This window comes from Natrinema ejinorense, assembly GCF_002494345.1.
GTDB lineage: Archaea > Halobacteriota > Halobacteria > Halobacteriales > Natrialbaceae > Natrinema > Natrinema longum.
In genome coordinates, this window is record NZ_NXNI01000001.1 from 1,223,049 (window position 1) to 1,243,383 (window position 20,335).

The 20,335-nt window shown below is 62.5% G+C and carries 19 protein-coding genes; 10 read left to right on the forward strand and 9 right to left on the reverse strand.

Going from position 1 to position 20,335, the window contains the following annotated elements; all coding sequences use genetic code 11:
- Positions 1-28 precede the first annotated feature (28 nt).
- Complete coding sequence (locus CP557_RS06075) at positions 29-952, reverse strand: DUF7139 domain-containing protein (RefSeq protein WP_097379090.1); 924 nt, start codon at positions 950-952, stop codon at positions 29-31.
- 316 nt (positions 953-1,268) lie between these two features.
- On the opposite strand from CP557_RS06075, the gene dph2 reads away from it, so the two are divergent.
- The 6 genes from dph2 (at position 1,269) to CP557_RS06105 (ending at position 7,951) form a co-directional block, all read left to right on the forward strand.
- Positions 1,269-2,318: a diphthamide biosynthesis enzyme Dph2 gene (gene dph2, locus CP557_RS06080; RefSeq protein ID WP_097379091.1), complete on the forward strand. Its 1,050-nt coding sequence runs from the start codon at positions 1,269-1,271 to the stop codon at positions 2,316-2,318.
- Between the two features lie 236 nt (positions 2,319-2,554).
- A complete protein-coding gene (locus CP557_RS06085) occupies positions 2,555-3,238 on the forward strand; it encodes a DUF7344 domain-containing protein (RefSeq protein WP_097379092.1) in 684 nt (227 codons plus the stop codon).
- 335 nt (positions 3,239-3,573) lie between these two features.
- Positions 3,574-4,407 carry an MBL fold metallo-hydrolase gene (locus CP557_RS06090; protein WP_097379093.1) on the forward strand — a complete coding sequence of 278 codons (834 nt, stop codon included), beginning with the start codon at positions 3,574-3,576 and terminating at the stop codon, positions 4,405-4,407.
- 65 nt (positions 4,408-4,472) lie between these two features.
- On the forward strand, positions 4,473-6,290 hold the full coding sequence (locus CP557_RS06095; RefSeq protein ID WP_097379094.1) for a midas domain-containing protein: 1,818 nt from the start codon (positions 4,473-4,475) through the stop codon (positions 6,288-6,290).
- Between the two features lie 78 nt (positions 6,291-6,368).
- Positions 6,369-7,295 carry a hypothetical protein gene (locus CP557_RS06100; RefSeq protein ID WP_097379095.1) on the forward strand — a complete coding sequence of 309 codons (927 nt, stop codon included), beginning with the start codon at positions 6,369-6,371 and terminating at the stop codon, positions 7,293-7,295.
- Between the two features lie 188 nt (positions 7,296-7,483).
- Positions 7,484-7,951 (forward strand): MaoC/PaaZ C-terminal domain-containing protein, encoded by a 468-nt coding sequence (locus CP557_RS06105; protein ID WP_097379096.1) that lies wholly within the window; start codon positions 7,484-7,486, stop codon positions 7,949-7,951.
- A gap of 219 nt (positions 7,952-8,170) precedes the next feature.
- On the opposite strand, the gene CP557_RS06110 is transcribed toward CP557_RS06105, so the two are convergent.
- From CP557_RS06110 to CP557_RS06120, 3 genes are all read right to left on the reverse strand, one after another.
- Positions 8,171-9,214 carry a tyrosine-type recombinase/integrase gene (locus CP557_RS06110; RefSeq protein ID WP_097381548.1) on the reverse strand — a complete coding sequence of 348 codons (1,044 nt, stop codon included), beginning with the start codon at positions 9,212-9,214 and terminating at the stop codon, positions 8,171-8,173.
- Positions 9,204-9,599: a DUF5805 domain-containing protein gene (locus CP557_RS06115; RefSeq protein ID WP_097379097.1), complete on the reverse strand. Its 396-nt coding sequence runs from the start codon at positions 9,597-9,599 to the stop codon at positions 9,204-9,206. The genes CP557_RS06110 and CP557_RS06115 overlap by 11 nt, the downstream gene beginning before the upstream one ends.
- Before the next feature lie 640 nt (positions 9,600-10,239).
- Positions 10,240-10,467, reverse strand: coding sequence for a DUF7860 family protein (locus CP557_RS06120; RefSeq protein ID WP_097379098.1), 228 nt, complete (start codon positions 10,465-10,467; stop codon positions 10,240-10,242).
- 747 nt (positions 10,468-11,214) lie between these two features.
- Between CP557_RS06120 and CP557_RS06125 the strand changes: the two genes are divergently transcribed.
- Positions 11,215-12,081, forward strand: coding sequence for an SDR family NAD(P)-dependent oxidoreductase (locus tag CP557_RS06125; RefSeq protein ID WP_097381549.1), 867 nt, complete (start codon positions 11,215-11,217; stop codon positions 12,079-12,081).
- Positions 12,082-12,276: 195 nt separating this feature from the next.
- Here CP557_RS06125 and CP557_RS06130 read toward each other — a convergent pair whose 3' ends face one another.
- Positions 12,277-13,863: a PH domain-containing protein gene (locus CP557_RS06130; RefSeq protein WP_097379099.1), complete on the reverse strand. Its 1,587-nt coding sequence runs from the start codon at positions 13,861-13,863 to the stop codon at positions 12,277-12,279.
- Positions 13,860-14,348: a PH domain-containing protein gene (locus tag CP557_RS06135; RefSeq protein WP_097379100.1), complete on the reverse strand. Its 489-nt coding sequence runs from the start codon at positions 14,346-14,348 to the stop codon at positions 13,860-13,862. Before CP557_RS06135 ends, CP557_RS06130 begins: the two co-directional genes overlap by 4 nt.
- A 112-nt stretch (positions 14,349-14,460) precedes the next feature.
- Between CP557_RS06135 and CP557_RS06140 the strand changes: the two genes are divergently transcribed.
- Together CP557_RS06140 and CP557_RS06145 are read left to right on the forward strand one after the other, a co-directional pair.
- Positions 14,461-14,823 carry a DUF7344 domain-containing protein gene (locus tag CP557_RS06140; protein WP_097379101.1) on the forward strand — a complete coding sequence of 121 codons (363 nt, stop codon included), beginning with the start codon at positions 14,461-14,463 and terminating at the stop codon, positions 14,821-14,823.
- A gap of 5 nt (positions 14,824-14,828) precedes the next feature.
- The gene (locus CP557_RS06145; RefSeq protein ID WP_097379102.1) at positions 14,829-15,587 is read left to right on the forward strand and encodes a DICT sensory domain-containing protein; all 759 of its coding nucleotides are present in this window, start codon (positions 14,829-14,831) and stop codon (positions 15,585-15,587) included.
- Between the two features lie 67 nt (positions 15,588-15,654).
- Here CP557_RS06145 and CP557_RS06150 read toward each other — a convergent pair whose 3' ends face one another.
- Positions 15,655-15,888 carry an HVO_2901 family zinc finger protein gene (locus tag CP557_RS06150; protein WP_097379103.1) on the reverse strand — a complete coding sequence of 78 codons (234 nt, stop codon included), beginning with the start codon at positions 15,886-15,888 and terminating at the stop codon, positions 15,655-15,657.
- Between the two features lie 299 nt (positions 15,889-16,187).
- On the opposite strand from CP557_RS06150, the gene CP557_RS06155 reads away from it, so the two are divergent.
- A complete protein-coding gene (locus tag CP557_RS06155) occupies positions 16,188-17,264 on the forward strand; it encodes a hemolysin family protein (RefSeq protein WP_097379104.1) in 1,077 nt (358 codons plus the stop codon).
- A gap of 30 nt (positions 17,265-17,294) precedes the next feature.
- Here CP557_RS06155 and CP557_RS06160 read toward each other — a convergent pair whose 3' ends face one another.
- Both CP557_RS06160 and CP557_RS06165 read right to left on the reverse strand, forming a co-directional pair.
- Positions 17,295-18,710 (reverse strand): class II fumarate hydratase, encoded by a 1,416-nt coding sequence (locus CP557_RS06160; protein WP_097379105.1) that lies wholly within the window; start codon positions 18,708-18,710, stop codon positions 17,295-17,297.
- 20 nt (positions 18,711-18,730) lie between these two features.
- Positions 18,731-20,335 carry a PH domain-containing protein gene (locus CP557_RS06165; protein ID WP_097379106.1) on the reverse strand — a complete coding sequence of 535 codons (1,605 nt, stop codon included), beginning with the start codon at positions 20,333-20,335 and terminating at the stop codon, positions 18,731-18,733.

A 20,335-nucleotide genomic window follows, 5' to 3' on the forward strand; every position in this document is an offset into this window, starting at 1 on the left:
AGACGATATTTATCCGCCCCTCCAGTCGTTAATTCCGTTTTAGGAGGTTACGGAACCGCTCGAGCAGGTTCTGGATCGGTTTTCCCAACGTGTCGACGGCGCCGTCGTCGTCGGCGGTCGCCAGTTCCTCCGCTCGTTGCTGCTCGCGCAGTTCCTTGAGCTTCGCCGTCTGATCGTCGACCGTCGAACTCGAGGTCGTCTGCTTCGTCTCGCCGCCTTTCATCCCTTTGAGACCGGCGACCTGTGCGTCGACGCCCGAGGAGCGGGTGGTCGTGGTGCCGACGCTAGTATCGACATCGACGTCGTCGAGGCTGTCTTCGTCGAAGCTCAGTCGCGTGTGTTCGGTCTTCTCGACGCCGCCCCACGACAGTTCGACGTCTTCCATCGCCTCGTCGATGTCCTGTTGGACCGCCGCGTCGCTCACGTCGGGTTCGTCGTCCGTCTCGTCGGCGTCGGATTCGACTGCCTCGACCCGCTGTGCCATATCCAGGTAGTGAGCGATCAGTGCCGCACCGGTCGACGCGGTAATACCGGCGAGGCCGACGGCGTAGACCGCGATGACCTGGACGGTGTAGTCGTTGCCGTAGCCGTTCCAGTCTTTGGGATAGGCGACGAGGAAACCGACGACTGCAGCGATCGTGACGGCAGCGCCGGCGACCGAGATGTACAACACTCGTCGTTCCGAGGGGAGCAACACGACGATTCCGAGCATCGCGACGGGAAGTGCGACCATCGCGAGGGCGTATGCGGGGCCGACCCACGCGAAGTAGCCGACGGATCGCGCATCGAACGTATTGCCCCACAGAAAGAGCAGGAGTCCGACGATCGCGAGCCCGATTCCGCCGAGAAACAACCCGAACCCGACGTAGACGTCCGTCCGGTCTTCCGGTTCACCGATGTATCGACGGTAAAGGTCGAAGAGATAGCCGTCTGCGGCCTGTTCCGCTGACATTAGTACTCCGTTTACGCTCCAGTACTATGACTGTTGGGACGAAAAACGAACTCGCTGTCTGACCGCATTTTCCCGCCGGTGAACGAACCGGTGGGCTGGATCGATGAAACGCCTCTTCGAGTGGCGTTCGAACCGTCGTGTCGATACTAACGTGGTCGCCTCCACGACGACGACCACCTGTTTTCGAGCGCGTTCCACGATCGCCCGCGGAGTGCCTGGTGACCGGAACGCCGGACCGAAATTCGACGCTGCGTGCCGTATTTCTGTGTCTCGAAACAACGTGCAGTATATACGTCCGTGGCCGTTAGGACGGCCAATGAGTCAGGAGTCGGAGTACACCGAGGGGGACCTCCGGAACACGGGAATGCGTCTCAAGCACGATCGCGAATGGGATTACGAACTCGAGGAGATCGTCGATGCGATCGAGGAGCGAGACGCGACGAAAGTCGGACTGCAGTTCCCCGAAGGACTGAAACGACGAGGGCCAGCCGTCGCGGACGACCTTCGGGCACTGGCCGACGACGACGTGACGTTCATGCTCTCGGGACAGCCCTGCTACGGTGCCTGCGATCTGGATACCTATCTGATGAAGCGGACCGACGTGTTCGTTCACTTCGGCCACTCGCCGATGAAGGACACGGACAAGGTGATTTACGTGCCGCTGTTCTCGAACGTCGATGTCACACCGATCATGGAGGAGGCACTGGACACGTTAGAGCCCCCCGAGGAGACCGAGGGCGTCGGCCTCGTCACCACGGCCCAGCACATGAACCGGTACGCGGAGATGACCGAGTTCCTCGAGGAGCGGGGCTACGAGGTTCAGAGCCGTCGCGGTGACGAGCGACTGACCCACGAGGGACAGGTACTGGGCTGTAACTACGCGAGCGCCGACGTCCCCGCGGAGCAGGTGCTATACGTCGGCGGCGGGAAGTTCCATCCACTCGGACTGGCGATGGAACACCCCGACAAGCACGTCGTCATCGCGGATCCGGTCAACAACGTCGTCACCGTCGCGGACACGGACAAGTTCATGAAACAGCGCTACGGAGCCATCCACCGCGCGATGGACGCCGAGAAGTGGGGCGTCATCTTCTGTACCAAGATCGGACAGGGTCGCTGGGAGATGGCACAGGACATTCTCGACGACAACGACAACGCCTACCTCATCACGATGGACGAAGTGACGCCGGACCGCCTCCGCAATTTCGATATGGACGCGTTCGTCAACACCGGCTGTCCCCGAATTACGACCGACGACGGCCCGCAGTTCCACAAACCGATGCTCACCCCGGGCGAGTACCGGATCGCCGTCGGCGACGAACCCCTCGATAGTCTCTCGTTCGACACGTTCCACGGTACCTGGTAGTACACTGGGCTTCGAGCCCCCTTTTGACGGTCGTCACGCTTTCAACCCCGGCGAGCGTTATTGCTCTTGACATCCTGGTAAAGTGGAGAGTCCGACAGTAGACGAGGTTACACTATTCCGTTCGAATAACAATAGTAAAATATAGTTGAATATGTTTTTGGTTGGGGACGATAATTCGATGGTTCCAAAGCAGTTTGGAAGCATCCTTTTGCACGCTAGGTGCCGACCAGTAGTCGATGAATAACTCAGTTCCGAGCGGATCGACGGCCGTTACTCGCGAGGTGTCGTTCGATGTCCTCGCCGACGCTCGCCGACGGACCGTCCTCCGACTCGTCCACGAAAGGTCGCCGGAGGGAGTCGGGAAACACGATCTTGGATACCAACTCGCCGCAGTAATATCGGACAACCCCCCGGCTGCGATCACCGACGGGGACCACCGGCGGGCGCTCGTCGAACTCCATCACCGGCTCCTGCCCCAGTTGACGGACGCGGGCCTGCTCGAGGAAGGCGACGACGAGACGATCCGGACGACCGGCCATCCGGTGTTCGACGAGTCCGAGTTCGAGGCACTCATCGCGGGCGATCAGACCGCCGACGCCGAGGAACTGGACACGATGTTCAGGGTCCTCGCCAACGAACGCCGACGGGCGATCCTCGCGGTACTCGACGACCAGTTCCACCCGGTCGCAACCGAAACGCTCGCTCGCGATGTCGCAGTTCGCGAGGCCGGGACGGCCGAGCGTGCGGTCCCCCGAGAGCGCGTCGACGAGGTACTGGCATCGCTCGTTCACGTCCACCTCCCGGTGTTGCACGACGCTACGCTCGTCGGCTACGACGCCGAGTCGGGCCGAGTCTCCGACGAGCGCCACTCCGCGCTTCGTGGACTGGCTCCGGTCCGGGACCGAGTTGCCGGCGACTGAGGGGTACCGTTGGTCCCGTCGAGGCCACCAGTACGGGCGTCAATACGCTCGCGGACCGAGCGTTCATCGTCGCGGCCGGGCAGTCACTCTGCGACCGCGACGACGAACGCTTCGCACTGTTCGCGACGACAGGGTTGCTCGAGGAGGAGTGGCTCGGCCGACTCGCCGGGGTCGAACCCGAGCGTCCCGACAGCCCGTCGCAGTTCCCGCCGTCGGCTGTGACGGCGGATCGGCCGGCGTTGCTCCCAATGTGCCGCGCTCGCCGTTGGAATCGCCGATACCGGGTGCCGCCGGAGAGGATAACACTTACCCAGTCGGTCGCCGCATCGTCGGGTATGACTCGGAGCGACTGGGGCGACTGGCTCGTGCGCGACGTCGAAGAGGCGAATCCGGAGGGCGTTGCGATCTGGTATCTCGGCTGTAACGGCTTCATCCTAAAGGGGACCGGCGGAACGACGATCTACATCGATCCGTACGTCGGCCTCGGTGATCCACCGCGAACGGTCCGCATGATCCCCGTGCCGTTCGATCCGGACGATATCGAGGAAGCCGACGCCGTCCTCGCGACCCACGAACACACTGACCACGTCCACGGGCCGAGTCAGGCACCGATCCTCGCGAATACCGGCGCAACGCTGTACGCGCCCGACGACAGCATCGCGGTCGCCCGCGAGGAGGAGGCGTGGACCGACGAGTGGGCGGTCACCGACGAACAGCTGATCGAAGTCACCGAAGGCGACACGATCGACGTCGGCGAGTTTACGATCCACGTCGAGCAAGCGTCCGATCCCGACGCGACCCATCCCGTGAGCTACGTGTTCGAACACGAGGCAGGGACGTTCTTCCATGGCGGCGACACGAAACCGAGTGCCGAGTTCGAGCGAATCGGCGACGAGTACGCGATCGACCTCGCGGCACTCGCCTTTGGAACCGTCGGACAGATCCTCGACAAACGAACCCGCGAACCGAAACGAACCCGCTGGTACAACGACGAGAACCAGCTCATCGAGTGCGCCGCTGCCCTCGAGTGTGAGCGACTTCTGCCCAGCCATTGGGACATGTGGAAAGGGCTAACCGCCGATCCGACGGCGCTCCAGCACCACGCGCAGAGTTTCGAGTACCCACAGCGCCTCGAGATCGTCGAAATCGGGGATCGGACCGACCTGTAACGCTGACAGTCACTACAGACGATCCGTCCACACAATTTATAACAGTATGGTAACGTTGGTCTCATATGAGTAGTACCGCCGACACGGACGACGTGATCGAGGTCAGTACTGACGGGATAGCCGTCCGAAAGACGTTCGCTGCGGACGAGTTTCCCGTCCCTGCGATCCGGTTCGAGATCGAGTCGGACCGCCCGAATCCAGTAACGTTTCAGCTCTCGGAGGAAATCCCCGAATCGTTCCCGATGGACAAAGTCGGGTTTCATCCGGATTATCACAGCGACGACTGGACCGCGTTTCAGGACCACCACGTCGAGTTTACCGCGACGCTCGAACCCGACGAACAACTCGAGACGGTCTATGGCATCCAGATCGACGACGAGAGCCAGGCCGCCGAGTTCCTCACCGAACCGACGATCGTCGAACGCGACGCCGGCACCGACAGCGAGGGAGAGGCCGACGAAGTCGACGACGGGGTGATCGACAATATCGTCTCGGAAGATCGGAACCAACCCGTCAAAGACATGATTTCCGGCGATTCGGACTCGGTTCCCGGCCTCGAAGACGAGGCCGAAACCGACGACACCACGGTAGAGGAGTCAGGCGGACTCGACCTGGATCTCGGCGATGTCGATACGGATCCCGACCCGGTCGACGACGAGGCGGACGACACGGCAGCGGAGGACGACACCCCGGATATCGATCTCGGATTCGACGAAGAGGAGATTCCGGAACCAGATACCGACGAAGAACAGGCAGTCGATCTGTCCGGAACTGACGACGATGAGCCGACGGTCGACCTCGACCTCGGGACCGATACCGACGACGCTGACACCGACGGCGAATCCAAAGCAGAATCCGAGCCCGAAATCGAGCTCGATCTCGAGGATTCGGCAGCCACACTCGACGAAGACGACGAGGAGACAACCGAGTCTGAGACGGGCGAAATGGCGGATGAACCCGTCGACGACGAGTTAGCGGAGACTGACTCCGAAGCTGAATCGGCCGAGCCGGAGCCCGAAGCCGAATCCGAAGAGACGATCGAAGCATCGGCCGAGCCGGAGCCCGAAGCCGAGTCCGAGGAGACGATCGAAGCGTCGGCCGAGCCGGACTCCGACTCCGTAGCCGACACGACGGAGGAAGAGGCGGCACCCGCGGCCGACGAAGGCGATGAGCCGGCCGCCGATACGGAGACGGTGGCGACCCCCGAGCCCGACTTCGAGGGATCGATCGCGTCCCGTCTCGCAACCGAGATTCGCGATGGATCGGTCGACGACAGCGACCTCGAGGCGATTCGGTCCGAGCTCGATCTCGAACCCGCGGGCCCCGATATCGCGAAAGTCGAACATCTTCAATCCCGCGTCGAGGAGGTCGCGGCCTACACCGACGCACTCGAGACGTTCCTCGAGGAAAACGGCACCGGTGCCCAGCTCATCGAGGAGGTCCAAGCCGAAATGGACGCGCTCGAAGCGGACCTCGAATCGATCGACGACCGGCTCGAGGGGACGGAATCGAACGTCGACGAACTCGAAGCCGACGTCACTGATCTGACCGACTGGAACAGCACTCTCGAAGCGGACCTGAACACGGTCGACGACGATGTCGACGAACTCGAAGCTGATCTCGAGACGGTTGCGGACGATCTCGCGGAGACCGAAGCGGACGTCGAATCGGTCGAAGAAGCTGTCGACTCCGTCGCGGAAGACGTCGACTCGGTCGAAGCGGACGTCGAATCAGTCGAAGAAGCTGTCGACTCCGTCGCGGAAGACGTCGACTCCGTCGAGGAGGACATCGAATCCGTCGAAGCGGAGCTCGAGGACGTGCACGCGGACGTAACGGACATTCAGGAGTGGCGCGACCAGCTCGGTTCGATGTTCTCGGACTGATCGGGACCGCCACCACCGTCGACGGAGGGGAGTCCGGAAACACAACTCGTTTATCCGTCGCCAGTCGAGAAGCGGTCGATGGGCGAGACGATACCGATCGCTGTTCCACGTAAGGGGCGACCGCTCGAGTCCGTACTCGATCGGATCGCGGACCGCCTCGATGTCCCCGAACTCGCGGACGACATTACGTCGACGCTTCGCCACGAAAAGGCGCTCACGAAGGGGAATATCGACGCCGACGGGAACGACGTGTATCATCGTCTCGCCGACTACAGCACCGTCGACGATCCGACCGAACCGGAATACACGCTGCTTCGGGACGACCGCGCCGGGAAACCGCGTCGGATCGTCTTCGATAGCGTTACGATCCCGTTCGCGGACGTCGAGGGTGCGCCCGAGGGGACGGCGGTCCAGCTCGTGGGCCGCGAGGAGCCGTTCCGATCCCTTCGGACTCACGAATTCGCACTCGGGTTCGACAGCGCCGATCTGGTCCTCGAGGAGGTGGTCGAGCTCCGACCGGAGCCGCTCGATCGGATCGCCGACGTCAACGCCCGGATCAACCCCTCCGATACCGACGTGCAGGTCGTCACTGGGCTCGGTGATACTGTCTATCATACGCTGTTAGCGACGCCCGAAGTCGCACCGTCGGCGGAATCGATCGATCGGGAGTTCCTCGAGAGCTACGAGGGGCCGCTGTGTATCGAGCCACGATACGAGCGGCTCGTACAGGCAGTGTTGGGAACGCGGGCACTCGATGGACTCGACTTTCGCTACCCCGAGGAGGGCCGCGAGGAGGAGGCCGCCATCGCCGATGCGGGGCTCGGCGTCTACCTGACCGTCACCGGCTCGACGGCACGCGAACACGGCTTGCTCCTCGGTGAACAGCTGTTCCCGAGCGAGACGGTATTGCTCGAGAATACGGCTGAGACGGCCGAAACGACGAGCGTCGTTCGCTCACTGTTGAACGGAGCCGACCTCGAGACGGAACTCGCGGTCGGACGATAGCGATCGGGGCCAAACCGGCGCCACAACTATTATCGGAACCAGCATCGCGTCTAGGGTATGTACGATCGGACACCGACTGTCGCGGATCGGGTAGGCGACGGAAATCGACGACCGAATGGAACAACTCGAGCCGGGATCGAGAGCACCGCCGCCCGGACTTCGATGCGGGTCACTGGGGGGACCAGCCGATGAGTTCGACGAGCGATGCCGACGCGGAGGGGTTCTTCGAGCAGACCGCGGTCGGCGATCGAATGGTCACTCAGGGCCGGACGATCACCGAAGCCGACGTGACGAACTTCGCCGGTGTCTCGGGCGATTTCAATCACCTTCACACCGACGGTGCCCGCATGGCCGACTCGGCGTTCGGGGAGCGGATCGCTCACGGCATGCTCGTCCTGTCGGCCGCGACGGGCCTGATCTGGCAGGCTCGCAGCATCCTCGAGCGCGAGTCGGTCGTCGCCTTCTACGGCATGGACGACCTCCGCTTTACCGCACCGACCTTCATCGGCGACACGATTCGGGTCGAGCGGGAGGTCCTCGAGACGGAGCGAACGCCCGATGCACCGGGAACTGGCACGGTTCGATATCAGGTCGACGTGATCAAAGACGACGAGACAACGGTGCTTTCCTGTGAGATGACGTCGCTCGTCGAGTAGTGCGACCGTCGTCGGCTAATCGATATCGGTTGGTCGTTCGATAGTCCGTCCTTGATATAGCGAAATATGGTTTACAAGATGGATCTGAGACAATTCGAATGAGTACATTCGTAGTAAAACTATTTCCCCAAACGCAGGTAGATCCGGACTGGGCGGGCGAATCATCGGTGGCGAATCCACCGATACCACAGCCCTCGATCGCTGTCGTTCCGCCTGCGGTCAAGTGACGGAATAGATACACTCGAGATACGTCTCTCGAACGCGATCGCCCCAGTTGTGAGTGTACGTATCGATGACGTCGCCGGCGACATCGCCTCGGAGGTACTGGACGATCCCCCGATCACCGGTTCGGTCCCGAAGATGCGTCGTGAAGAAGTGCCGGAAATAGTGGGGCGTGACGTTCTCTTGGGTGCCGCCGCCGGTCCGGTACCAGCCGCGGTCTCGAGCGTGTTTCTCGACGATGTAGCGCACGTCCGAGGGCGTGAGCCGCTGGCCCCACGAGTCGCGGGTGTCGAGAAAGAGCGGGCGCGCCCCCGAAACCGTGTCCGGCCGGATGGCCAGCCACTCGAGGAGGACACGCCGCAGTTCGGCATCGATCGGAACCACCGTCTCCCGCTTTCGCTTGTTCGAGGCCGTCCGCTCTTCGCCGTTGACAACCGTGCCACGAGCGGGTTTCGACGAAATGAATAGCGAGGAGGGCCGGCGCTCGAGTCCGACGCGGGCCGTCCATTCGAGTTCGAGTTCCGGTGTCTCGAGGTGAAGATCCCGCAAATCGAGGTTGCAGAGTTCACCGACACGCATCCCGGTTTTCAACAGCGTGACGACGACGGCCCGCTCGAGGGGGTGTGCGATAGCATCGACGAACGATCGCATTTCGTCGACCGAGATATCCCGTCGCGTCGGGTTCGTCTCGATCGATTCGGACATCTCCTCCATGACGAGGGCCATCGGATTGTCGTCGAAGACGCCGACCCGGGTCATGTAGTCGTAAAACCGGTTGAGATACGAGGCGTAGGTCGCGATCGTGCTGGATTCGAACGCCCCACGCAGCGAGTGAATCCAGGCCATACACTCCCGTCGTTGGGCCTCGCCGACTGCCGCCACGTCGAAGCGTTCGTCGAGGAACGACTCGAACTGCCGGAGGACGCGTTCGTAGGCCTCGAGCGTCCGTTCGCTCTTCCCGTGATAGCGCTGGTCGTCGAGGAAGTATTCGATCGGGTCCGTCACGTCCGAGGGCGCGTCGGCCCCGGACTCAGTCGCCATCGTCATCACCGTCGACGGTCGTGTACCCGCCGTGGCGACCGCTGTATCGAATTCGGTTGCCCGATTGGAGCTCCTCGAGGGTTTCGTCCAACCGCGACTCGATGTCGTCGGCAACCGCTTCGAGGAGTTCCTCCCACGAGTACGTGTCGGCGGCGAGTAACTCGAGGACCTGTGTCTCGAGGGCGTTACCCCCAGGGTCTGGGCCGTGAGAACCGGGTTCCGCCGAGCCGGATTCGAACCCCCGACGCCCCGCCTGAACCATCGTTCGGACGAACTCGCTCTGGCTCATGTCGAGTTCCTCGGCGTGGGATTCCCACTCCTCTTTCTGGTAGGCCGGAACGTAGGTTTTGACAGCCGTTCTAGACGTGTCCGCCGAATCGCTCATACGCCACTCATCAAACGCGGTGATATTCAATCTACCCATTATTCGATCTAAGTGAGTTTATATCGATTTGCTTCACTCCTTTCGGACGATTAGTAGTCCTAGGATTAGAGATAAACGCCTATTACGGGAACATGAGTCCAGATATTATCTATTGGTGGTTAGGGCTACAGTTTCGGATCTGTCTATCACGGAAGCAGGTGATCGGGACGAGAGTCCCGCCTCATCAACGAGGATCGAACAGGGGGAGCGACTGCTCGCCCGGCAACTGTCGTGTTCGATAGAACCAATACGACGCCGCCACGGCCAGCTGGCCCGTGGAGTCGTTCGGGAACTACCGTCTGCGGGAGGGGGAGTAGCGTGCGCTGGAGGCCGTCGTTCGCTCGAGAACTGGCGACCGCCTGTCTAGATTGCGATCCTGATTTCGGCTGACCGATCTCTCTCCAGTTGTCTGACCGAACGCACTCTCCTGGTGGCGGCGACCATCATCTACTGGAATCAAGGCTTCGACCAGTTGTCGGAGCGGATTCGACCGGTATCCTCGCGGCGTCAACGTGTCTCCCTCGGTAGTGGTGTGAGTACCCAAGGAGTGAAGCAAGTACGATTGACTGGTTGTGTTGGTTGGATCGTGTGCTACTCTTACTTATTCGGTGAGCGGGAGTATAACTCCAAAGATCCATGGTGAGAAAAACGCCGTGAGAAGACCGATCACTGCGGAGATGTACAATAGCGTGTTTTCCCATGCGGGGAGTTGACCCCACATAGCATGACCGATATACTCGCCACCTGTTCCCAACGCGAATAATCCGAGTCCAAGCAGGAACCCTGCTTTAGCCAGATGGGCGAAATCGATATTGCCGTATCGTTGCATATGTGTCGGGTTACACGGACTGAATAAAGAGTTTATCTGTCTCACGTCTTGGAAAGTCGCTACCCGTACTTTCCGGGAGTTGCACACTGAACACCGAACAAAGAAACCGTGCTACTACCTACTGCTCCGTCGGAATCTGGACTCCGTTGCATGGTCGCAGACACGCTCATCGGTTGCGTTGCGACAGTATCGACGGTCAGTTCGTGTGTTCCGGCCTCGAGTACCCCCGACTCTTTCGCGTGAGTCAGCAGTACGCCACGGTCCGTGTGCCGCGTCGTGATCGCCGTCTCCGCTTCCGAACGTCTCGAGTCGGCCTTGACGACCGGGTCACACGGTCTAATAGGGACCTCATCGAATAGCATCACGCCAATCGACCCGCAAAACAGATACGACAGAAATCGTCTCAGAGCGCTACTGAGCGGATTTTACGAACCCGGGGGAAAGCCGTGACACACACGCTTGCTTTCGATTCGACCGGGCTCCACCGTTCCATGCAGCATCGTCTCCAGGGACAGTACATTCGGTATATCGATCCTTCCACTACTGGGAAGACCGTTGAACCGTTGTCCGACCCACCACACATGAATTGCATGTCGCTATACAGAGCGTCGGGGAAATCGATACGGGACCCGTTGACGGAACGTCACGGAGTCGATAGTAGTAACCTACCGAGTTCGTCCCCGCGCCGAGAGCCCCGTCTGCGGTAGTTATTCCACGCTCGTGTTCGTCCATTCGGGTATGGCCGATATGACCGTCGAAGAGGCGATGGCGAAGTACGGGCCGTCAGAACTCACGCGGGACGATCTCCTGGTCCTCGAGGACCCACACTACACCGCCGAGAACGTCGCGATCGTGACGGGTGCCGGCTCCGGTATCGGACGGGCGACCGCGCTGGCGTTCGCGGCGAACGAGGTGACCGTCGTCGCGACGGACCGCGACGAAGACGGGCTCGCCGAGACACGGAGCCGGGCCGAGGAGCTGTCGCTCCCGGGAGAACTCGTTACGGTCGTGGGCGATCTGACTGACGACGCGGCGCTCGAGCGGATCGTCGACGAAGCAGCAGCGCAGGGCAACGTCCGGTATCTGGCAAACATCGCCGGGATCCAGACCATCGCCCCCATCGAATCGTTCCCCATCGAGAAGTACGACCTGATGCACGACGTCATGCAGCGCGCACCGCTGGTCCTGACGAAACACTGCTTACCACACTTCCGGGACAACGAGGACGGCAAGGGCGTCGTCGGGAACATGTGCTCGGTCCACGGCCACATCGTGACACAGGACAAGGTGGCGTACAACACGACGAAGTTCGGGCTTCGTGGGCTCACGCAGTCGATCGCCGCCGAGGGAGAGGGGAAGGTGCGAGCGTTTACCGTCAGTACTGCCTACGTGAAGACGGCGCTCGTCGCGAAACAGCTCCCCGAGACGGCGGATCAGCGCGGGATGACCGTCGACGAGGTCGTCGAGAACGTGATGCTCGAGGACACCCGGGTCAAGGAACTGATGGAACCCTACGAGGTCGCGAACCTGTTCGTGATGGGCTGTTCGACTCACAGCAAGCACCTCAACGGCGGCGACATGACCCACGAGGGCGGGATGAGCCTGACCTACTGAGCCCTAGACTCGGGTCGTCAGCCGCACATCGGCGGTCCGACCGGCAGAACGGATCCGGCTCGCTCCCGGCCGCTCCGAAACGACGGGGCGATACACGCCGACGGGCGATCGAGTGTCGAGACCCACGTTTCGTGGCCGTTTTTGAGTCGAGCGTCCGTGACTTCCCCCGAGCGAGGAGTCACTCGCTTCGGTCCCTCAGGTGGGACCGTCGCTTTCGGAGGACCCTTCCTCCGGATCCGTCGGTTCCTGAAACCACCGATCGATCGTCCGCTGGCGTTTACGCGCCCGGAGTCGGTCCTGTAATCGCTCCTCGATGACGGCTTGTAACTCGAGGCCGCGATCCGCGTCCACGTCGTGGGCGGTTGCGGTCCGTCCGAGGAGGGAAGCGGAACTGGCGGTATCCGCCGTCACGCTGGCGAGTCGACGCCGACGTTGAAATATCGTCGCCTGGTGGAGAACGGCCTGGACTCGGTAGTAGGGGACGACCTTCGTCGTTCGCCGCCAAAACCCCGTTCGCGTGAGGAGGTACCGGTCGCCGACGTGATAGCCGCGGTTCGACCACTTCAGATGCGCAGCGATCGGGGCGAACGCGGCGAGGACGGCGACGAGATACCACCGCTGAACGACGGTCGTATAGCGGGAAGCGACGTACGCGATGCCGACGACGACACCGACGACGAGCAGGTATCGGATCGCGTACCGCTCTCGAGCCCGTCGTGGCGGCGACTCGAGATCGATCGCTCCGAACGGCTCGATCGCGCGTGCGAGTTCGGCCACGCGGTCGGCGTCGGCGAGGGGAATCGCCGACTCGGTTCCGCGGGAATCGGATTGGCCCGGCGCATAGCCGGCCGTCTCGACGCTCAGCGCGGCGTAGCCGAACCACCGGAAAGGGATCGACTCCGTGATCGTCAGCGTCTGGACCTTCTCGAGGGGGATCGTCCCGCTGTACCGTTGCAAGAGGCCACGCTCGTAGTAGAGTTCGTCGTCGACGCGAGTGAGCCGGAAGCCGTAGTATCTGGTAAACGTGAGGGCCGCGCTGATGACCCAGGCGGCGAGCAAGAAGAGGAAGAGTCCCCATGCGAGTGCGAACAGACCGGTCGCCGGGCCGGGAAGTTCCGGGAGACGATCGGCGGGAAGCAAGGTCGTCGGATCGAAGCCGCTCGCGAACGAGAGCGCGATGCCGCCGAGCAAACTCGCCCCCGGATCGATGGTGAACACGCTCAGGATCACGAGTTCGTGTCGCTGAATCTCGAACAGGAGTTCTTCGTCCCCGGCCGTCGCCCCCTCGGGAGCGCTCGCGTCGTCGTCGCGGGTAGTCGCCTCGGTGGACCGGGCCTCGCTGGCACTCGCGCCGTTCCGGAGTTGGCGTCTGAGATGGTGTGCTTCGTCCTCGTCGACGTACTGGAGACTGACCTCGGTCTGGCCACCGCCGGCGGTTTCGACGTGGACGGCAGCGATGCCCAGGATTCGTCCGAGGACGTTTTGTCTGATGTCGACGTTCTGGACCCGTCCCAGCGGGAGTTCGCGATCCCGACGCGAGATCACGCCGGACGTGACATCGAACGTGTCGTCGGTGAGTTCGTACCGGAATCGCTGGTAGTAGGCGAACTCGTAGACGATCCCGATGACGATCCCGACGGCCACGAGCGGAAGGATCGAGAGCACGTCCATCCCGTTCCCGCCTGGCGAGGCGACGATCCCGATGACGAAAAACAGGAACCCGGTGTTGAGGCTGCGCGAGAGCGACCGGACGGCGATCGATGCCGGATGGAGTTTCCTCATACGGCGTCCTCACCCTCGCTTTCGATCGCGAGTCGGCGAAGCGACTCCTGGAGATCTTCCGCGCGTTCCGGCGTCAGTCCGGGGATCGCGACGTCCGAACTCCGGGAGCCGGCCGTATAGACCACGACCGTCGCGAGCCCGGTCGTTCGCTCGAGGGGGGACCGGCGGGAGTCGACGTGTTGGACCCGAACGTAGGGGACGACCGTTTTGATGCGGGTGAAGACCCCGTGTTCGATGTAGAGATCGTCGTCCCGGAGATCGAACCGCCAGACGCCGTAGCGAGCCCAGGCCACGAGGACGCCGGCGATAGCGATGATGAACGCGAATCCGACGGCGGCGGGGACGAGAACCGAGGGCGGGGAGTCCCAAACCGCGGTTCGGTCGAAGGCGATCGCTGCGCCGACGACGAGACCGCCGAAGATCGCGGCTCGGAGGAGCGAGAGGACGAGCCAGACGACTCGCACTCGTGGGGTGAGCCGTTCCATACGTACTGTGAGCGGAGGATCGGATTAAAGGGTGGGAATGCGGTGGCGGTTCTCACGGCGTGAAACGGGTTCGGTGCATAGCTATTTGTGAGTGGTTAACGTGTATCGATCGATGGGCAACGATCACAACATGCCGGACATCTCTGCCCTCCAATCAGCGACCAGTGAGATACCGGTCGACGACGTGATCCGCACCCTCGGGGATCGTCACGCTCGAAACGCGATTATCTATCTTCACGACCATCCGAGGGCGACGTTCGACGAACTCGCCGACGTTCTCGCCGCGAGTGAGGCCAGTGACGACGACACGATTTCCACGCCAGCCGACCGGGAACGGATCCGCATCCAACTCTACCACGCGATCCTCCCCCGGCTCGCCGAGGTCGGGTTCGTTCGATTCGACAGCGAGACGAACACCGTCACCGACACGACGATCCCGAAACCGGTGGTCGACGCGCTGGGGATCGGGGACTAGCTGCCATGCACTCGCTTCGAGAGAGTTTCGAAACCGTCACACGACGGCGAAAAACGCTCGAGATACACACCGACGAGGAGTCGGTCGCCACCGAGCTCCGACACCAGTTCGACACGCGCAACGTCGACGTTACCCACCAACCCCTGGGATCGATCGACGAGACCGGGTTCGTAATCATCCGAACCGACGACGGGGAATTTCAGGGAGCACTGGGAATCGATCAATTCGAGGCGATACTCTCACCCGACATTCATCCACCGTGGGAGCTCGACGAACCCGATCACGATCACGCGGAGTTGTTCCGGTTCCTCGAGAACACGCTGTTTTCGTCGTACAGCCGTCGACAGATGATCGCGACGTCTCGTGAAATCGAAGAACGGGCCTGGCGCGTCGGTCGCGGCCGATTGTACGCGGGCTTCCAGCGGGCTGGTGCACTCCGTGCACAGGCCGACATCTACGAACGGTTCGGAACCCACGAATCCATCACCGTCGCAGTGTTCCTCGACGAGCAGCGAGACGTGGCGTTTCCCGACCCCGTGACGGTCATCACGGACGCCGATAGCGAACTCGGTGCGTTCTGGTTCGTCGTGTTCGACGGCGGCGGGAGCGATCTGCATCAGTGTGCCTTGGTCGCCGAAGAACGGGATCCCGGCCAGTACTACGGGTTCTGGACGTTCGAGCCGACGATCGTCAGCGAACTGTTCGCGTATCTCGAGCGGACGTACGCCGTCTCCGAGCCCGAAAGCGATGACACCACCCGGTAGTTGTTCCCAGCGGTTGTCCCTCCGCGATCACAACGGCTGACGGGACACGGGAGTAACGGTTCGGCGATTAGTGGGTCGCGGTTCGGACGTCCTCGACGCGATAGAGGTCCTGCTGTAGTCCGTCACCCTCGCAGTCCTCGTTCGGACACTCGTAGTGCCAGCCGTCCTGGGTCGCGCTCCCTTCCTGGAATCGCTCTCCACATACCTGACAGAAGAGTTGTCCCTTTTTGCACGTATCCCGGTGGAGCTCGAGTGCGAGTTCGGTCTGGAACGACTGGTTGCAGTTACGACAGGTGTGCATATTTCGTCTGACGCGAGCATCCACCAAAACCTCTTGGGTTCTTTTATTCCGTCGTATTTCGCGTTGATTCGGGCTCTATACCCCGATTTGTCCGCGACGAACCGGGAAAAAAGAGTGTTCGAGCGACGGGTTTACTCGCTATCGAGTATGCCGCTCGTTGGTAGATCGGGAACACAGTGGCTCGTGTGAACACACCGGTCAATAGACTATCACACCGCTGGTAGTCGGTGGGTCGACGAGGGCTTTCGTTCGAACGGAAACCACACCGAATTTGTGTCTCGCCGGGTAACAGTACGGTTATGAACTCGCTCGTCATCAGCGGGCGGTTATTCGCAGGCGTGTTGCTCATCCTGGCGAACGCCTTCTTCGTTGCCATCGAGTTCGCGTTGACACGCGCGCGGCAGTTCAGCGAGGAGGAGTTCGTCGGCGATACCCCCAAACTACAGCGAGCGTGGGAGATGACCGACGATCTCGAACTCTATCTCACGACGTGCCAGGTGGGGATTACGGCCTCGAGCATCGCCGTCGGGATCGTCGCCGAACCGGCGCTGGCGGCCATCTTCGAGCCGTTTTTCGAGAATACGGCGCTGGCAACGATCGGGAGCGGGGCGATCCTCGCGTTCCTCATCATCAACCTCGTCCACCTGACCCACGGCGAACAGACGCCGACGTATCTGGGCGTCGAACGGTCGCGGCTGGTCTGTCGGTACGGAGCCACACCGCTGTACTGGTTCTACCGGATCATTTCGCCGGTCATCACGCTCGGCGACGGGATCGCGAAGCTGACGCTCAAACTCTTCGGGATCGAGATGACAGGAGCGTGGCTCGAGACCGAAGAGGACGTCATCGAGTCCCGTGCGGACCTCCGGAACAAACTCGGCTCGATCCTCGACGAGGGCGACCTGTCCGAGGAACGTCGCGACGAGGTGATGAACGCGTTCGCTATCGGCGAGCAACCGATCCGGGAGGTCATGGTCCCGCCGGAGGAGATCGTCGCGGTGTCGACCGAAGCCACCCCCGAAGAAAACTTCCGGAAGATGGAGGAGCGCCCGCAGACGCGGTATCCGCTGGTCGGCGAAACGATGACCGACTTCCGCGGGATCGTCTACGCACCGGTTTTCGTCCGCCACCGCGAAAAACTGGCCGCGGGCGACATCGACTTCGCCGAACTGGCGGCCCCGCCGATGACGCTCTCGCCCGACGCGGACGTCAGCGACGCGGTCGACCAGTTCCAGGCGGAGAACCAGGAGCTCGCTTTAGTCATCGAAGACGGGGACATCGTCGGGCTGGTCACCGTGACCGACCTGCTCGAGGCGGTGATGGGCGACATCGAAGATCCGCTCGATCAGGCACAACTCGATCCGGTCGATCGGTGATCGGTCACGACTCGATCGACCGCTGTCGGCTCAGTCGTCCTGTCCGAGAATACCGCGCTCGGCCATCTTCCGCGGGTCGAGCACCTCGTCGGCTTCCTCCTCGTCGAGGTAGCCCTTCTCGAGGACGACCTCCCGAACGGTCTTGTCCTCCTTGAGCGCGGTCTTGGCGACCTCGCTGGCCTTGTCGTAGCCGATGTGGACGTTCAGCGAGGTGGCCATCGCCATCGACTGTTCGACGCGCTCTTCGCAGTACTCCTCGTTGGCCTCGAGCTTTCGCACGAAGCGCTCGCCGAAGACCTGGCTCGCGTTCGAGATGAGTTCGGCCGACTCGAGGAAGTTGTGGGCCAGCACGGGCTTGTAGAGGTTCAGATCGATCTGGCCTTCCGCAGCGCCGGCCGAGACGGCGGCGTCGTTGCCGACGACCTGCTTGTGGACCTGGTTGACGGCTTCGGCAACGACGGGGTTGATTTTGCCGGGCATGATCGAGGAACCGGGCTGGTTCTCCGGCTGTTCGATCTCGCCGAGCCCGTTACGCGGACCGGAGGCCAGCAGTCGGAGGTCGTTGGCGATCTTGTTCAGCGAACCGGCCACTGTGCGAAGCGCGCCGTGGGCCTCGCTCATCGCGTCGTGGGCGGCCTGAGCCTCGAAGTGGTTGTCGGCCTCGCGGAACTGGACGCCGGTCTCCTTCGTGATGTACTCGGCGGCGCGGCCGGGGAACTCCTCGTGGGTGTTCAGGCCGGTCCCGGTCGCGGTGCCGCCCAGCGCGAGTTCGCCGAGGTGATCCCGGACCTGATCGACGCGGGCCAGCCCCTTCTCGACCTGGGTCCGGTAGCCCGAGAACTCCTGCCCGAGCGTGACCGGCGTCGCGTCCTGCAGGTGCGTGCGGCCGGTCTTGATGACGTCGTCGAACTCCTCCTCTTTCTCCTCGAGCGCCTCCCGGAGGGTATCCAGCGCCGGAATGACGTCCTTCTCGACGGCCTCGAGGGAGGCGACGTGCATCGCGGTCGGGATGACGTCGTTGCTCGATTGGCCGTAGTTGACGTGGTCGTTGGGGTGGACGACGCGGTCGCCGATCCCCGATCCCATGATCTCGGCGGCGCGGTTGGCGATGACCTCGTTGGCGTTCATGTTCGAGGAGGTTCCCGAGCCGGTCTGGAAGATATCGACCGGGAACTGGTCGTCGTGTTCGCCGGCGATGACCTCGTCGGCGGCCTCGATGATCGCCTCGGCCACGTCGTCGTCGACCAGGCCGAGATCGCGGTTAGCCTGTGCGGCGGCCTTCTTGACGACGCCGAGCCCGCGGACGAACCGGCGGCTGAACGTGATCCCCGAGATGGGGAAGTTCTGAATGGCGCGTTGGGTCTGAGCACCCCAGTAGGCGTCCGCCGGCACTTGCATCTCGCCGAGGCTGTCCTCCTCGATTCGGTAGTCGTCTCCGTCTGCCATACGTGGAGCCTCGGAGCCGGTCAGGTAAAATCCACCGAAAGCCCGAGATCGTCCCTGCGAGCGCGCTCGCGCAGCGCCGACTGGAGCCGTTCCCGGCCGGTTCCCTGGAGTTCGCGTGCCGTCTCGAGGTCGACGTCGTAGATCGTCGGTGTCCCCCAGGAAAACGTCCGCGAACTGGCGGTGTCGACGACCAGCGATGCGAGCCCGAGCCGGCGCTGGAAGATCGATCGCCGGGTCGAGACCGTCTGAATCCGGTAGTAGGGAACGACAGTTGTCCGGCGTTTCCAGAACCCGCGCCGGATCACGAGGTGGTCCTCGCCGACGAAGTACCCGAGGTTGACATACTTCAGATGGGCCGCGGGCGGAACTGCGACGAAGACGACGGGAGAGAGATACCAGCGGTCGAACGTCGAGACCTGTGCGAGGCCGAACGCGACGGCGACGATCACGGCCGCGACGATGGAGTATCGGCCGAGATACCGTCGGCGGGCCAGCCCCGGTGGACTGCGGAACCCGGGTGTCTCGACACCGGTGAGGTTCTCGGCGAATCGATAGACGCGATCGGCCCCGGCCAGCGGGACGGCCGACTGGTTGCCGCCCCCGCTGTCGGGGCCGTAGCCCGCCGTTTCAACCCAGAGGCCGGCGTAGCCAACTAGCCGCTGGAGCGGGTTCTCGGTGATCGTGACCGACTGGACCTTCTCCGCGGGGATCGAGCCGCTGTATCGCTGGACCAGTCCGCGCTCGTAGACGAAGTCGTCCCCCGTTCGCCCGAGTTGGAAGCCGTAGTAGTTCGCGACGGTGTAGATCGCGCTCGCGACGTACGTCGCGGCCGTCCACTGGATCACCGTAACCGCTGACAGGACGAGCAGTTGGCCGACGGCGGCACTATCGACCGCCTCCGGACCGCCGAAAGGTTCGGCAGCCAGCAGGAGGAACTCGGGCACCGGCCCGGAACCGGAGTCGGCACCCTGCAAGAAAAACAGGAGCATGATCGGGAACACCGCCGCGCCCCACCGGAACGAAGTCAGTGCATAGATGACCAGTTCGCGGACCTCGAGGTCGAACAGGAGAACTGGACCGCGCTCCGCTCGAGGCCGCTCGCGCTGTGTCGACTCGCCGGTATCGTCGGTCGCATCGGTCGCGGCAGTGGCCGTCGGTTCGTCGCGGTCTATCCCCGCATCCGTCTTCGCCGTCAGTCGGCGGATCTCCGAGCGGAGGCGATCGGCCTCGTCCTCGCTGACGTAGTTCAGGGTGGCCTCGGTCTGCCCGCCGCCGGCGGTCTCGATCGAGACGACGGCGAGGCCGAGGATCCGCTGGAAGAGGTTCTGTGAGACATCGACGTTCTGGATGCGTCGATAGGGAATTTCGCGGGAGCGCCGGGAGAGGACGCCAGACGTCACGTCGAACGTACTCGAGGTAGCGTGGTAGGTAAACCGGTAGTAGTACGCGACGCCGTAGGCGATGCCCACGACGAGGCCGACCGGAGCCAGCCAGAACACCCAGCCGATATCGACTGCGTCCACGAAACTCGAGAGGATCATGACGACGAAAAACGGCATCGAGAATCCGGTGACGCCGCGCTGAAGGGCCATCGACACCGCGCTGAGTGGATGTAGCCGATTCAT

What these genes read in the sequence shown, in the direction of transcription:
- CP557_RS06160 (WP_097379105.1), bottom strand. Translation starts at nt 18,710, where the DNA reads ATGGCAGACGGAGACGACTACCGAATCGAGGAGGACAGCCTCGGCGAG.
- CP557_RS06100 (WP_097379095.1), top strand. Translation starts at nt 6,369, where the DNA reads ATGGGCGAGACGATACCGATCGCTGTTCCACGTAAGGGGCGACCGCTC.
- CP557_RS06155 (WP_097379104.1), top strand. Translation starts at nt 16,188, where the DNA reads ATGAACTCGCTCGTCATCAGCGGGCGGTTATTCGCAGGCGTGTTGCTC.
- CP557_RS06095 (WP_097379094.1), top strand. Translation starts at nt 4,473, where the DNA reads ATGAGTAGTACCGCCGACACGGACGACGTGATCGAGGTCAGTACTGAC.
- CP557_RS06090 (WP_097379093.1), top strand. Translation starts at nt 3,574, where the DNA reads ATGACTCGGAGCGACTGGGGCGACTGGCTCGTGCGCGACGTCGAAGAG.
- CP557_RS06140 (WP_097379101.1), top strand. Translation starts at nt 14,461, where the DNA reads ATGGGCAACGATCACAACATGCCGGACATCTCTGCCCTCCAATCAGCG.
- CP557_RS06135 (WP_097379100.1), bottom strand. Translation starts at nt 14,348, where the DNA reads ATGGAACGGCTCACCCCACGAGTGCGAGTCGTCTGGCTCGTCCTCTCG.
- CP557_RS06130 (WP_097379099.1), bottom strand. Translation starts at nt 13,863, where the DNA reads ATGAGGAAACTCCATCCGGCATCGATCGCCGTCCGGTCGCTCTCGCGC.
- CP557_RS06085 (WP_097379092.1), top strand. Translation starts at nt 2,555, where the DNA reads ATGAATAACTCAGTTCCGAGCGGATCGACGGCCGTTACTCGCGAGGTG.
- dph2 (WP_097379091.1), top strand. Translation starts at nt 1,269, where the DNA reads ATGAGTCAGGAGTCGGAGTACACCGAGGGGGACCTCCGGAACACGGGA.
- CP557_RS06165 (WP_097379106.1), bottom strand. Translation starts at nt 20,335, where the DNA reads ATGAATCGGCTACATCCACTCAGCGCGGTGTCGATGGCCCTTCAGCGC.
- CP557_RS06125 (WP_097381549.1), top strand. Translation starts at nt 11,215, where the DNA reads ATGACCGTCGAAGAGGCGATGGCGAAGTACGGGCCGTCAGAACTCACG.
- CP557_RS06150 (WP_097379103.1), bottom strand. Translation starts at nt 15,888, where the DNA reads ATGCACACCTGTCGTAACTGCAACCAGTCGTTCCAGACCGAACTCGCA.
- CP557_RS06145 (WP_097379102.1), top strand. Translation starts at nt 14,829, where the DNA reads ATGCACTCGCTTCGAGAGAGTTTCGAAACCGTCACACGACGGCGAAAA.
- CP557_RS06120 (WP_097379098.1), bottom strand. Translation starts at nt 10,467, where the DNA reads ATGCAACGATACGGCAATATCGATTTCGCCCATCTGGCTAAAGCAGGG.
- CP557_RS06075 (WP_097379090.1), bottom strand. Translation starts at nt 952, where the DNA reads ATGTCAGCGGAACAGGCCGCAGACGGCTATCTCTTCGACCTTTACCGT.
- CP557_RS06115 (WP_097379097.1), bottom strand. Translation starts at nt 9,599, where the DNA reads ATGAGCGATTCGGCGGACACGTCTAGAACGGCTGTCAAAACCTACGTT.
- CP557_RS06105 (WP_097379096.1), top strand. Translation starts at nt 7,484, where the DNA reads ATGAGTTCGACGAGCGATGCCGACGCGGAGGGGTTCTTCGAGCAGACC.
- CP557_RS06110 (WP_097381548.1), bottom strand. Translation starts at nt 9,214, where the DNA reads ATGGCGACTGAGTCCGGGGCCGACGCGCCCTCGGACGTGACGGACCCG.